Below are 14,966 nucleotides of genomic sequence, written 5' to 3'. Positions count from 1 at the left end.
AGAAATATTAGGTATACAGCCTGTTTAACAAAGACCAATCTAAAGCTTCACTCAACTAAACTACTCCAACTGTTCCAATACCTTATCAAAATTAAAATCATATTTTTCTAAATTTTTATTATAAAACTTTGAAAACCTCTTAAAATCTATTTTTGCTAGATCTTTTCCTTGAAATTTATTTATATACAGATCTATGTTTTTACTCGTTAATAATGACATTTCTGACTTAACTGCTAGAAATATTAGGTATACAGCCTGTTTAACAAAGACCAATCTAAAGCTTCACTCAACTAAACTACTCCAACTGTTCCAATACCTTATCAAAATTAAAATCATATTTTTCTAAATTTTTATTATAAAACTTTGAAAACCTCTTAAAATCTATTTTTGCTAGATCTTTTCCTTGAAATTTATTTATATACAGATCTATGTTTTTACTCGTTAATAATGACATTTCTGACTTAAATGTTAGGGCTTCTTTTTTAAAATCTATTTTATTATGATAATCTGCTAATAATACCATCACCCAAGCGCCTTCCATAAAGTGCCCACCCGCGCTAGCAACCATTTTACCCTGCTTTATCTCTTTAATCGCTGTATTATTCCAATCTACTCCTGTCGTTAAAATATCTTTACCCGGAGTCAATCCCATTTTTTCAGCACCGGCAATCACGCCTTCTGCCATCGCATCGCCAGCGGCCCAAAATAACTGAATATCAGGATAGCGCTTATGAAGTAAATTAAATTTTTGTTCCGCAATATCTTTTAACCACCGTGCTGAAATAATTTGCTGAATACTGCTATCTGAATTTTTCCGAATGTAGTCCTCTAGACCTTTCATGCGCTCAACGGCTGCACCATCAGAAGGGATTCCATTAAAGGCAATAATAGTTAGATTATTACCTCCTGATATTTTTCTTCCTTCATTAGCCAGCGCCATTGCCGTATTAAAACCCGCTTTTTTATCATCTGGAAACATCTGCCCTAACCAATATTTAAAGTAAGAGCGCGGTTCACCATACTGGTCCTGCTGCTCCCCACTTAACACGGCATTAAACATAAAGCTTTTAATTTTCTTTCTTTCTACCTTTTTTAAAATCTCAATGCCATTCCCTTTTGTTGATTGAAAAACAATATAATCAGTAAATTTTGGTAATTCATCTAGCCGGCTCACCGCTAATAAATGATTGCGATGTGACGAATACATCACATTTAAATTACAATTTAAATCTTCACAAGCATATTTCATCATTTCGGTCACTTTATTCCAAAAAGAGTCCGTATCATTCGATGGATTAATAAAAGTGACATTAAAAGACTGACCTGCCAAAGCAGTCTGAGATAAAACACTAAAAACAAAAAAAATAAAATTAAAGTAATTACGCATAGATCACCAAAAATAAAAATGGCCATACTTAACCTATAAGCATAGCTGCTCGAAACCTAAGCCGTATTATTGATAAAATTAATTTTTAAAAAAGACATTAATAATTATAATTATTAATAAACATAAAAAATAAATTTAATTTAATTTCAAAACAGCCTTTTTATTTAAAGGCTGCTATTTCACACTGTAATCTAAACAAGATTTTAACTAAAGAACCAACAGCAGCACTCTCCATTAGGCGTTGGCGGATTAGGTGCTGCTGCTACCGCTTCTTCTTCAGCGGCATGATCAGCAAATAGGGTTGATGAGGCTTCTCGCCGGCGTGTACTTTTTAACTGATATGGCAAAGTTAAATGTTTTAAAGCTGCTGTCATAAAATCGGCTAATTCCTCTACAGAGGTCACTTCTCGAAATGGCTTTGCCACTACCACCGAAGTAACCGAAACAGATGAAGCATTAGCAAGACTAAGCGGTGGCATCCTTGCTGCTGATAACGAAGGTGAACTTTCAGCACCTGTTTCAGCTAGATCTTCTAAAACATCAGGCAAAGGCTGAGTTGGCTGATAAGGCTTTTCATCTGCAGATAAATTTTCGCCACCACCAGCTAACGCTGCAAAACGCGCATCAAGGCTCATACTCGCTCCTCCTCGCCTTGCTGACAACGGAGGAGATGCTTCTACAGCCATTGACGATAAAGATCGACCCGTAGGATCTAGCCTGAGCCTGGCTTGAGAAGGTCCTCCATCTTCAGACTCTTCGGTAATTCCAGTTAAAGATAAAGAAGGCACGTGAGCACGCCCAGCACTTACCGCCAACTGAGGGGAGCTGTCGGCTAAGGGGGAAGGGTATATTCCTCGCTTTGCTGGCAACGGAGGAAGTGCTTCTGCAGCCATTGACGACAAAGATCTGCCTGTAGGATCTAGTTTAGGTCTGGCTTGATCAGGTCCTCCACCTTCAGACTCTTCGGTGATTCCAGTTAAAGATAAAGAAGGAACATGAGCTCGCCCAGCACTTACCGCCAATTGAGGGGAGCTATCAGCTAAAGGAGAAGGCAGACCATCAAGACCCACCCCTCTTCTTACTGACGGCAAAAAAGGCGGACTCTCAGTTAAAGATGATGCATGAACTTGAAGACTCAACCTTGATTCATCAACTCTTGCATTTTCATGCGCTCCTGTTACGGCAGTTGCAGAAACAGAGTCAACCATATGGGCAGCTCTTGAGTCTGCTGATAATGGCAAGGAAGTCTCAGTTAAAGATGCACCATAAATATCCAGTCTAGGTGCTAACTGTACTGCTTGAGCAAGCATTTCAGCATCAGATGGCCTATCTGTGGTCGATTGGTCTTCTGCTATTTCACGCAAGGAAAAAGAAGGGGCCTCAGGGGACAGCACAGGCCTTGCTCTCAAGGGAGGAGATTCTTTCGCAACAGGCCTTGCTGACGACACTTCCGCTAAGGAAGGCTGAGCATTAGGTAATGCTGGCCTTATCACCATTGATGGCCGTGATCGTTTAACTCGAGATCCAGGTCCAGCTCCCTCATCATCAGAAGACATCTCAACAAAACGGTCTTCTTCAAAATCAAGGTCAAGTACCGGCATCCCCATTTCAGATGGCCTTCTTATATTTTCAGGCGTCCGCGTCATCTCAGTAAGCATTTGTGCTTGATCGGGCAAATTGACTTGCAGTGGCGCCATTTCTGAGAAAAAAATATCATACAGGTAAGCCATAAGCTCAGGAAGATCACCGATAGTGCTCTGAGGGAGACTGTAACTGCCACTCGAAATTTCTGGAAATTCAATTGGGAAATAAGGCGCTTCTATAAAAGCTGCTTGCATTCTGCGTGCTCGGTCAATAAATGCTACAACCTCAAAGACACAATGTCTCCCTGACTCTTCTAAAGCACTTTCAAAATAAGTCAGATCATTGAATATTTTTCGATCAGGAAATTTTATTGCTGGCATATTAATCCCTTATATTAAGCAATTTATTTCATTAAGTAGTAAATTTTTCAATTAACAAAACAATCCAGAACATATTTATTGAATATCAATAATTGTTACCTTGATTTTTTATAATTAATAAAGGTCAAGTTACTATTACCAAAATAATTACATTGTTTTTTATGTCATTAACACAAAAATTATAAATACTTTCTTTCAAATTCACTGCGATAAAACTAAGCATATTATTAATTATGTTTTAAAATAACCTTACAATTTTGACTGAATCGAACCAAAACTATACAACCTAAAATAAAGGTCAAAAGCGATAAGCCATATCAGTCATAATAAAAATTAATATTTTTAAATGACTTCCCTGCTCTTTAGCATAATCCATTAGAAGAGTCCCTAAATTAGGTAAAAGATTATTCTATCTTAGATAAACTCAGCGTTATATTTAAAATTTACTTTAAAAATAATACTAAAATGTAAATTTCTCTTTAAGAACCCTCTTTATTTAGCTGATATTTTTTATGAAAAAATAAAAAAATAAATTGATTAAACACATTTTATATGGAAGATTAACTCACTTTTTTATTAACATAACTCTTACTGCATAGGGTTTTCTTGAAAAAAAAGAAACATGCCATTTTATAAAATAACATGTTTTTTCTATTCTCGATTTAATGACTGGAACTAAACTTTAAATTGCTCAGTAAGTTGTTTTAGGTTAGTTGAAATTTCAGCCACACGATCACTTGATACTGAGGTACTTTGCGCACTATCTAGCACTTCCTCAGTTAGTTTACTGATATTTTCAACACGTTTATTCATCGAATCTGTCATTTTCTGCTGCTCTTGAGCAGAAACAGCAATTTTCTGGTTCACTTCATAAATGAGCTTAATATCCTCACTGATTTCCTCTAACGATTTTCCTGCTTTAGAGGCAAGTTCCACTGAGCGCTCCATTTGTGACTTTTGTGCTTGCATCGTTGATGTTGCCGCTTCTGTGCCATGTTGCAAACGCTCAATCTTATCTTGAATTTCAATTGTTGCCTGTTGAGTACGTTGCGCCAAAGAGCGCACCTCATCAGCAACCACCGCAAAACCACGACCTTGCTCACCGGCACGTGCCGCTTCAATCGCCGCATTTAGTGCAAGCAGATTGGTTTGCTCAGCAATACCACGAATCACCCCTAAGATCGAATCAATTTCAGCACCATGTGTATGCAATTCATTAATGACTTCGACAGATTTATCAACCTCAGAAGATAAGGTATTAATCGTTGATACCGTTTGCGTGACTACCTCATGACCATTTTTAGAGTTATTGCGGGCACGCTCGACGACTTCAGAAGATTTTACTGTATTATCAGCAACCTCTTTTGCTGAAGCTGCCACCTTGCTCATAGAGACAACGACATTATCCGCTTCACCTTTTTGGCTTTCAATAACATCCGTTGTATTAGTAATTAAGCTAGATAAATTTTTAGATGAGCCTTCCATTTCTGAAGCAGAAGAATTTGTCGTCGCAAAAAATTCTCTGAACTGACTAAACAGACTGCGAATCGCTAAGGCCATCGCACCAATTTCATCTTTTTGATGAATCGTTACTTCAAGCGTTAAGTCCCGTTTATCACCCACTTCATTAATAAATTGAGACAATCTTTTAATGGGTTTACTCAACATATCAGCAATAATATAGGCGATAATCGTTGCAACAACCAATACAATAATCGCCACAATAATACCGGTATACATAATTCTGCTTTGCAATGCATCTGAATCTTTTAATGCTTCTTTTACATCCACTTCACTTAAAATTCCCCAGTTTAAGCCGGGAATATCCAGTGGCGCATAAGCTGAAAGCACTGGAATATTACGATAATCCAAAAACTCACCAAAACCCGACTTCCCAGCTAAAGAGGCTTTCGCGCCTTTGGTGTTCACCTCTTGCAACCCCAAGGTTGTTCCTTTCGCTAAAATCAACTGAATTTCTTCTGGGTCCATACCTGATTTTTTCATAATCCTTTGATATTTTTTAGGACTTTCTGATAGAAAACGACTGATACTGCGCATTTTGTTGTCTGGGCCTACTAAATAAGTCTCACCGCTATCACCAAAACCAAAATTTCGCCATTTACCACTAAACGTCATCACATCATTAATAACATCAACCGGCGCCTGAAAAATCAGTACACCTAACCGTTTTTTCCCTGACGCATCAAAAATCGGCGATGCAAAAAAAGCGGCTGCACCATCATAAGACGGCGGATAAGGTGCAAAATCTGTCACTACCGTCTCGCCTTTAGTTAGCACATTGGCTTTTTTAAATACATCACCAATTCCAGTATTCGCATACGGCCCAGTTTTCAAAGACGTTCCAAAATCAAGCTCTTTAAATACTGAGTAAACAATTTCACCACTACGCGCATCCACCAAAAAAATATCATAAAAGCCAAAGGTCTGAAGAATATTACGATAATGTTTATGATAAATAGCGTGAGTATCATCATAGGCAGTTCCATTTGAGGATTTAACTAATTTATCCTTCTCCCCTAAAGCATTTGAATTAGCTTTAATATAAGCATGCTGAATTGCAATTTGATTGGGAGTCAACTGATTAAGAAAATCTGTTGAAGCAATCTTGTCACCATTATTTAATGCTTGATATTCTTTTTCAAACTCATCAATATAATAACTTGATAATTTTTCTTTTAATGAACTATTGGCATCAATATCCTCACCATAATACTGAAAACCTGCGCTAAATTTAGCCATTGCATTCATAGTCATCTGACTATCGGCTAGCGTCTTGGTTTGGTCTAATATCTGCTTGATATAGCTTTGAATTTTAGAACGTTGGGAATCACGTACAGAAATTAGCTTACTTTTTACTTCTTCTGAAAGCGCCTGTTTACTGACACTCGCCCCCATAATCCCAACGGTTAAGCATGACACTACTGTCGCTAAAAAGGCAACAACAGCAAAAGCAAGAATTAACTTTCCTTTAATGCTCATTAGGAACACCTTGACTCACTATGATTCTTTAACTACATAGTTTAGTCAAACTGACTGCATTTTAACGTAAATTTACTCATAAACATAAAGGCGCAGATTAAAATACCGATTTTACCTTATGATTTTCACATGAAAAAACAAAGTTAAAATAACATATTTAATCATCTTTAAAATGACTTAAATAAACGCCGCGGACTACATCCTTGCAAAGTCGACACCTGACCTCCGCGTCCAACTAAATAGATCCCCTTAAAATCATGCTGATAGTCAACAGGCCTTACTTGTTTCACAATATCACCATGATGCTCCAGCAGCCCATCATCAAAACCAACCAGTAAAATATAGCCCTTAGGATAATTTTTATTAATTTTTTTAAGCACATTTCGATGAATACGCCGAACACTGTCACTGACCATCTCCTCTGAGGCCAGACTGCCTTTTGCTAAGACATACTGACGCTTGCGTCGCTGTCCTTTGCTAAAACGAAAACTACTGAAAAACCGACGCTCTAAATATGCCCGCGTTTGTAAACGCGCAACATGACCATCAACTGCATAGGTAATTTCAACTTTATGCACAATTTTGTGCTGATGATTAACAAGCTCAGTAATCAATGCATCATAATTCTGCCCACCTAAACGCGGCTCTATAAATAAATCATGTCGCGAAGAAAAAAAACGCTTAACAAAGTGATATAAATAAAAAACCTCTTCCCAAAACGGCTTAGATAAAGCTCTGGAGATGGGAATAGGCTGATTATCCAACGGCTTCAGTGTTGCCACCTGCTGAAGCTGACTTAACTGCTCTTCAAACCATGAAACAAACTGATATGCTGTGCGTCTAGATTCGATATCCTGTTTCTCTAAGACCGAGTCGACCACCATAATGCATCCTTGCAAGACGACTTCTTATAATTTAAGCATACTACATTGTCTGCAAAGGGTTAAATTAGAGCGAAGCAGCTCAGCGCTCCCCCCAACGCTGTCCCAATGAGTGCGCAAGGCCCAGTCGATCTAATAGTCGAGCGACGACAAAATCAATCAAGTCATCAACCGAGTCAGGACGATAATAAAAACCGGGCATCGGTGGAATAATCTCAGCACCCGCACGTGCCAATTTAAGCATATTCTCTAAATGAATCACCGACAACGGCATCTCCCGTGGCACTAAGATCAACTGACGACGTTCTTTCAGCATGACATCGGCGGCACGCTCAATCAAACTATCACTCAGACCCATAGCAACTGCAGCTAATGCACGCATAGTACATGGGCAGATGATCATTGCATCAAAGGCTGCTGAACCACTGGCCATCGGTGCAAACCAATCATTACGCCCATAACACAAAATTTGCTGCGCTGTTGCACCGGTTAGCTCTGTTAAGCGTTGTTGTAACACCTCAGGCTTAGCTGGCAAGTGTATATCACACTCTTCTTTAATCGTCAGCGCACCTGCCGGTGATATTAAAAAAGACACTTGCACGCCACTTAAAACTAAGTGCTCTAATAAGCGCAATGCATAGGGCGCACCGGATGCCCCTGTCACGGCTAAAATAATTTTCTTTTTAAAATTAAGCATTTTCACATTCAAGTTCTAACTGATTTAACAAGCGCTGATGAAACTGCTCAAAACTACCATTGCTCATCACCACGACATGGTCATGGTCTTTTAAACCATCATCAGTCAGTGCTTGCAATAATTCATCGATAGAATGGCGCACACGATAATTAAACTGCTCCTCTTTTTTTAAGTTATCCGCAATTTGCCAAGACAATCCGGTCGGCTGATAAAAATAAACCCGGTCTGCACATGAAAATGCCGCAGCTAAATTATCTTGATGCACCCCCATTTTAAATGTATTCGAACGCGGTTCAAATACCGCAATCACACGACCTTCTGTACCTACACGGTGGCGCAAGCCCTCCAATGTTGTCGCAATCGCAGTCGGGTGGTGGGCAAAATCATCATACACGGTTACCCCTTGACTTTGACCAAATACCTGCAAGCGCCGCTCTACACCTTGAAATAAAGTTAATGCCTCACAGGCGTGTTTTAAATCAACACCCACTTGTAAAGCGGCACCAATTGCCGCCAGGCCATTCATCACATTATGCTGGCCGATCAATGACCAGTTCACTTCATAGCGCATGCCATGACAGATTACCTCAAAATGACTACCGTCAGCCTGAATCACTTCTGCGGTGATATCTCCCGCTTGTAAACCCACGGATACTCTCGGACTCCAACAGCCCATCTCAAGCACAGTATGCAAATTCTCATCGATACTGTTGACAATAATTTTGCCATTACTTGGCACTGTACGCACTAAATGATGAAACTGGCGCATGATGGCTTGTAAATCATCAAAAATATCTGCATGATCATATTCTAAATTATTAAGCACCAGCGTCTTTGGTTGATAGTGAACAAATTTAGAGCGCTTATCAAAAAATGCACTGTCATACTCATCTGCTTCGACAACAAAATACTCCCCTTGGCCTAAACGCGCGGAAACACCAAAATTTTTCGGCACCCCGCCAATTAAAAAACCAGGCTGTAGCCCTGCATGCTCTAAAATCCATGTCAGCATACTGCTGGTCGTCGTCTTACCATGTGTGCCCGCAACAGCAAGAACATGACGCCCATGCAAAACTTCTCGAGCCAACCATTCAGGACCAGAGCAATACGGCATATTTTCATTTAAAGTCGCCTCAACGGCCGGGTTACCACGCGATAAGGCATTACCAATCACGACACAATCAGGCCGCTTGGTTAACTTTAAAAATTCATCATCATACCCTGCGGTCACCGCAATCCCAGCTTGAGCAAGCTGAGTGCTCATCGGTGGGTAAACATTCAAATCCGCTCCGGTGACTGTCACCCCTTTAGCCCGTGCCAGTTGAGCCACTCCCCCCATAAATGTCCCTGCAATCCCTAAGATATGAATATGCATAACTGCTCCTACATCAACCCAATAACACTGACTGTGCGTACAATAAAATAAATCAAGACAATTAATACCGCCTGCCACAGCTTTACTACAATCGCCTCTTTAATAATATGACTGAACAAGGCTGCCCCCCAAATAAATGAAAATATTAAATAATAATTTAATAACACCAAAGGTGAGTGCAATAAAAACAGAGCCAATAATAAAATATGTAATACACAACTGACCAACTGGAGTGCCAAGGCCGTTTGCAAAAACCGCCCAGCATACTTAGCACTATTTACCACCAGATAAGGAAGAGCTAATAGCAAAGCAGCTGAAAACAAAGCAACCAAGGCGCTATGCAGCAACGGTAACCGTAAGCTCAGCCAGCCCCATTGTGAAATAAAGTGGATAACACAAATGAGCTGCAATCCAAATACAGAATAAACAATATCTTGCGGACCTGCTCGAAAAGTACATAAACGCCAAATAATTTGCATCATTTATAAAATGCCTTAGACTTGTCTGACTATAACTAACAACAGGCTTATCATACCTGGTTAGTCAAGCAGTGCAAATGCCCATAAAATCAAAGACATTTAAAGTCAAAGCTCAACGATGAGGATAGCGTGAGGATGAACAATAGTAAAAATCTTTTTTATGCACAATCAGGCGGTGCAACGGCCGTTATTAACACCACGGCCTGTGGTGTTATTGAAACGGCAAGACAAAAAGAGGAAATTAATAATGTATTTGTTGGCCATGATGGCATCATCGGTGCACTTGCTGAAGAGTTAATCGATACCAGCTTAGAAAGTGCTGAAACTATACGTCAGCTCTATCATACTCCTGGCAGCGCCTTTGGTTCATGCCGTTATAAACTACCTCCTATCGGCCAAAATGATGAGGTGTACCAACGCCTTTTTTCTGTCTTTGAAGCCCATGACATTCACTATTTTTTATATAATGGCGGTGGTGACTCACAAGATACGACAAATAAAGTCAGCATCATGAGCAAAAAGCTCGGCTATCCACTCAAATGCATTGGCCTACCTAAAACCATCGATAATGACCTGATGCACACCGATAACTGTCCAGGTTTCGGCTCAGCAGCTAAATATATCGCAACCAGCATCAAAGAAGCAGCCTTGGACGTCGCCGGCATGGCCCGCACCTCAACCAAAGTGTTCTTAATGGAAATTATGGGACGTAATGCCGGTTGGCTCGCTGCTGCCGCAGGCCTTGCCGCAGAGCAAGACGGTGATGCTCCTCATATTATTCTCTTCCCAGAAATCGCCTTTAATGAAAAGCGTTTTTTACAACGAGTAAAAGAAGTTGTACAAACCCATGGAGCCTGTACCATAGCGATCTCAGAAGGCTTACGTGATGAACATGGCGATCTATTAATTAAATCAAGTTCTATCGATGCCTTCGGTCATGTGCAACTTGGCGGCATAGCCAGTAAGGTCGCAGCACTCATTAAACATAATTTAGGCTATAAATATCACTGGGCTTTACCCGACTATCTGCAGCGTGCAGGCCGTCACCTAGGTTCTAAAGCCGATGTTGAACAAGCGTATGCCATTGGCCAAGCCGCCGTTGAAGCTGTTATTGCCGAAAAAGACAATATCATGCTCGCCATCGAACGCACCAGCAACTCGCCTTATCAATGGCAAGTGGGTGAAGTCTGCCTCAATGACATTGCCAACCATGAGAAATTTATGCCAAAAGAATTTATCAGTGAAGATGGCTATCATATTACTGAGGCTTGCCGTGACTACATGTCGCCACTTATTGCCGGTGAGTGTATCCCACCTTTTAAAAATGGCTTACCTGTGTATGCACGCTTAAAAAAACAAACCATCCCACCTAAACTAAGTCCATTTGAAATATAAAATTTAAAAAAAAATAAAAATATTAATTTCATGCCAGCATATGCTGGTATTTTTTTTATTAAAAAACTTATATTTTAAAGTATATAGAATCTATTAATTCCATATATACCTTAACCATATCAAAATTTATATGTGAGCAAAAAATTAACACCTAATCTTGTACCTCTCCATTTAATAAAAACTAAATCAACCCTAGCATTTTTCAATAATTCCATATAATAATTTAATTAATCTTATTCATGTCTCTTTAATTAATTTATCCTTATTTTCAAAAAAAACAATAAAATCATGCCGCTATATATTTTACATTTATAAAATATTTTAAATTCAAATTAACCATATTAAATTCTCATTGTATTTTCTATTTTTTTTATGTAAATCTACACAGTAATTATGTGTTTTTTATTTTCTATAACCACAATATTAACGGTTAGTTTAGAGGTTTAGATAATCATATGCCAAAAGTTATATGGCTCGCTCAGGAAAATAGAACAGCTGAGCAACAACAAGCAGCTGAATGGCGCATTGCCAAAAAGCATTTAACTGGAAAACCACCAGGAACTCAACTTAATCCACAATCTGGAAAAAAAGTAAAAGCATATGAGGACCCTGAAACAGGAGAAAAGATCACACTTACTCATCGTTATTTGATAGGGCATGAAGGAGAGATTTTTGTTAAATTCAATGGCCAAGCCTTAGGCCAAGGTATTTGTGGGGAGGTTACGTTTGGCCAGACAGAAGATGGCCACATGTGGGCGATTAAAGAATCATCAGAAAAGCCAAAGAACTCACAAGAAGGCAAGATTGCTGTAGATTTAGGTAAAGCAAAGAACTACTTTAAATATCAGGGCAAGCATTATCAAGTTTATTATTTTCTAGGAACTCCGCTTGATAAATATTTAAAAGAAGCAAAACAAAGCCTAACGCAAGCGCAGCAATATGATCTTGCCATTAAAATGGCACGTGTAATTTACCATTTGCATACAGGGAAATACTCGAAAGAAAAGACTTCTTATGCTCACCTAGATTTAAAGCCAGAAAACTTCTGTATCGATGACTCTGGTGAGCTTCACTTAATTGACTATGGCTTATCAGAGATTTTACCTGGAAAACTTGATAACGAAATAAAAGGCTCTCCAGCTTATTTGCCTTTTTCTGTAGCTGAAGCGAGCAAGGAAGAGCTTGATATTATTGCTTTACTAAGAAGCTTATATTTACCACTTTGCTTCAAAGGACTAGGGAAAGTCCGTAACAGAGGGCCTGCTGCACAGCAGCTTAATACTCAATGGGTATTTAGCAGTACAATTCTAAGTCAAAATTCTACATTATCCCAATTATTAGATACAACCAAAGGGGAAGTGGTTAACCTATCAGCGCTTGATATCGCATGCCAACTAATTTTATTAAAATATGGCTTACATTCAAGTGAAAATCTTGAGAAAGTGACAGCTAATCCACAGCAGTTTGAGCAAGACTCGCAGCTTTTAGAGTCTCTTGGCTTAAATCAAGCGGCATATCTTAAATGCATGCTTGAGCAGCGTGATTTAGTCAGTGTATTTAAAGAGTATACTGATAAATTTTTAATACTAAATCAGTTCGACCTCAACCAGCCTATTTATATTAAAAAAGTCCTTGCTAACCTTGAACAATTTAGTCAAGACTATCAGTATTTAGAATCCCTTGGCTTAAACCAAGCTGCATATCTCAAATGCCTGCTTGAGCAGCGTGAGTCAATAGATCTACTTAAAGAGCACGCTAATAAATTTTTAACACTAAATCAATATGAACTAAATCAGTCTATTTATATTGGAAAAGTCCTTGCCAACCCTGAACAATTTAACCAGGACTATCAGTATTTAAAATCCTTTGGGTTAAACCAAGCTGCATACCTTAAATACACGCTTGATCAACATGATCAATTTGCATATAACTGCCAACGTTTAAAAGATCTTAAGCTTAACTCGCGTAATTATATTGAAGAGATTATTAATAATCCTGAACGATTTGAACAAAATTATCAACATTTAGAAACCCTTGGGCTTAATCAGGAAATCTATATTCGGCCTATGCTTAATAACCCTCAGCGATTTGGCGAGTATTGCCAGCAATTAAAAGATCTTGGATTGAATCAAGCAAGCGATCTAGCTAGAGCACTTGACCATCCTCAACGCTTTCAGGATGACTTACCTAGCCTATTAAAGCTGCGCAAGATTTATGATGACTTGTCTAATGAAATTGCCTCAGATCGACTTAAAGTTCGCGGTCTGTTTGCAGGAGGGATAACCGTTAACTGCCAAGGACAATCAAAACTTGTGCCCCGCGGTATTGGCAGTATATGGCTTGAAATTATTGATAAACAGGGTAATTTTTATTGGATGAAAGATGTAAGTGCTGCTTTAACTAAATCAACAGATCAAGCACGCCTTAGAAGTAGTAGCCAACAACAAGCAGAAGGACAGAATTCGAACCTATTTTTCGCCACGTATAGAGACCCTAAAACGCAAGCAGTATACGACAGGATTAGTCAATTGCCTTGATATATTCAAGGCAACTCTATTCTATTTTTAAAAAGTCAAATCACTTAAACTAAATTAGTTTTGTAAATATACAAATATGATTTGAGTAAATTTTTATTAGGCTTTATATTAACTTAAAACAAAAAAATTATTTTCACCATTCTATATCAAGGGCAAATAATACAGTAAGATCCGAATGAACAGCTAAAGAATAAATAATTAAAATATAATTTGTTGGGTATCTTATTTTAGATTATTTTTTAAAATAAAATATTTTTGTTTTTATAAAAAAATATAAAGTCTGTTAACTTGAGAGTTAAAGGTATGCCAAAAATTGTATGGGAATCCCAAGAAAACAGAACTGCTGCAGAACAGCAAGCAGCTGAATGGCGAATTGCTAAAAAATATTTAGCAGGGCGAGCACCAGGAACTCAATTAAACCCTAAGCATGGCCAACACAAAATTAGCTTTAAAGACCCTAAAACAAATGAAGAGGTTTATTTAACTCATCGTTATTTACTTGGGAATAAGGGAGAAATTTTTGTCAAGTCAAATGGTTATCTTTTAGGAAAAACACCCCGTAATCTAGTAACATTCGGTCAGACAAAGGACGGTCAAGTATGGGCAATTAAAGAATCTTGCGAGATTGGCAAAGACTTAAAAGAAAGTGAGATTGCTTGTGATCTTGATGCAGCAAAAAAAATGTTTAAAAGCAATAGTAAATGTTATCAAGTTTATCGCTTTTTAGGCCTCCCCCTTGACCAATATTTAAGGCAAAATAGACTCACAGAAGAGGAACGGCTAGATTTAGCGATTAAAGTATCGCAAGCGGTTCATCATCTGCACATAGGTACACAGTCACGTAGTCACACATGCTATGCTCACCTAGACTTAAAACCTAGTAATATTTGCATTGATCATGAAGGTCAAGTTCATTTAATTGATTATGGCTTTTCAAAGAGCTTGGCAGGTAGATTAACGCATAGAAAAGGCACAAGCAGTTATTTATCTGTCGATTATGCTAGTGCTAGCAAAGAAGCATTAGATATTTTTGCTTTATTAAGAACTTTATATTTACCTAAGAAATTTAAAACATATACACAAAAAGCTAAAAAAAGTAGAGACCACCATGAATACATTTTAAATGATGATATTATATCAAAAAATGGACTTCTATATGCACTACTAGATACCGAAGATGGTAAAATAAAGCACACACGTAAGCGTCGCTACCTCGGTAGGTATTTTGCACATCCAATGATGCAAAATCGC

Annotated in this window: 10 protein-coding genes; 3 read left to right on the top strand and 7 right to left on the bottom strand. The window is 38.3% G+C overall.

Features of this window, described 5'->3' with window-relative positions; translation table 11 throughout:
- Positions 1–295 precede the first annotated feature (295 nt).
- The 7 genes from C200_RS03675 to C200_RS03645 all read right to left on the bottom strand — a co-directional run bounded on the left by C200_RS03675 (position 296) and on the right by C200_RS03645 (position 9,786).
- Positions 296–1,387 (bottom strand): ABC transporter substrate-binding protein, encoded by a 1,092-nt coding sequence (locus C200_RS03675; RefSeq protein WP_032126421.1) that lies wholly within the window; start codon positions 1,385–1,387, stop codon positions 296–298.
- A 203-nt stretch (positions 1,388–1,590) separates the two neighbouring features.
- Positions 1,591–3,351 carry a hypothetical protein gene (locus C200_RS03670; protein WP_032126420.1) on the bottom strand — a complete coding sequence of 587 codons (1,761 nt, stop codon included), beginning with the start codon at positions 3,349–3,351 and terminating at the stop codon, positions 1,591–1,593.
- Between the two features lie 675 nt (positions 3,352–4,026).
- Positions 4,027–6,351, bottom strand: a complete 2,325-nt coding sequence (locus C200_RS03665) for a methyl-accepting chemotaxis protein (RefSeq protein ID WP_016210679.1) — start codon at positions 6,349–6,351, stop codon at positions 4,027–4,029.
- A 167-nt stretch (positions 6,352–6,518) separates the two neighbouring features.
- Entirely contained in the window at positions 6,519–7,235 is a 717-nt protein-coding gene (locus C200_RS03660; protein ID WP_016210675.1) for a hypothetical protein, read from the bottom strand.
- Positions 7,236–7,314: 79 nt separating this feature from the next.
- On the bottom strand, positions 7,315–7,929 hold the full coding sequence (locus tag C200_RS03655; protein ID WP_016210677.1) for a flavin prenyltransferase UbiX: 615 nt from the start codon (positions 7,927–7,929) through the stop codon (positions 7,315–7,317).
- Positions 7,922–9,304 (bottom strand): UDP-N-acetylmuramate:L-alanyl-gamma-D-glutamyl-meso-diaminopimelate ligase, encoded by a 1,383-nt coding sequence (gene mpl / locus C200_RS03650; RefSeq protein WP_016210672.1) that lies wholly within the window; start codon positions 9,302–9,304, stop codon positions 7,922–7,924. Before mpl ends, C200_RS03655 begins: the two co-directional genes overlap by 8 nt.
- Positions 9,305–9,312: 8 nt before the next feature.
- Positions 9,313–9,786, bottom strand: a complete 474-nt coding sequence (locus tag C200_RS03645; protein WP_016210673.1) for a hypothetical protein — start codon at positions 9,784–9,786, stop codon at positions 9,313–9,315.
- Between the two features lie 132 nt (positions 9,787–9,918).
- Between C200_RS03645 and C200_RS03640 the strand changes: the two genes are divergently transcribed.
- From C200_RS03640 to C200_RS14170, 3 genes are all read left to right on the top strand, one after another.
- A complete protein-coding gene (locus C200_RS03640; protein WP_016210671.1) occupies positions 9,919–11,178 on the top strand; it encodes a 6-phosphofructokinase in 1,260 nt (419 codons plus the stop codon).
- Between the two features lie 455 nt (positions 11,179–11,633).
- Positions 11,634–13,715, top strand: a complete 2,082-nt coding sequence (locus C200_RS14760; RefSeq protein ID WP_016210676.1) for a protein kinase domain-containing protein — start codon at positions 11,634–11,636, stop codon at positions 13,713–13,715.
- 303 nt (positions 13,716–14,018) lie between these two features.
- The coding region (locus C200_RS14170) for a protein kinase domain-containing protein (RefSeq protein ID WP_033923661.1) at positions 14,019–14,966 on the top strand (948 nt) is incomplete at its 3' end.

Source organism: Piscirickettsia salmonis LF-89 = ATCC VR-1361 (assembly GCF_000297215.2).
Taxonomy (GTDB): Bacteria; Pseudomonadota; Gammaproteobacteria; order Piscirickettsiales; family Piscirickettsiaceae; genus Piscirickettsia; species Piscirickettsia salmonis.
Note: the sequence above shows the minus strand (reverse complement) of the source record. Positions and strands in the feature narration are given on the sequence as shown.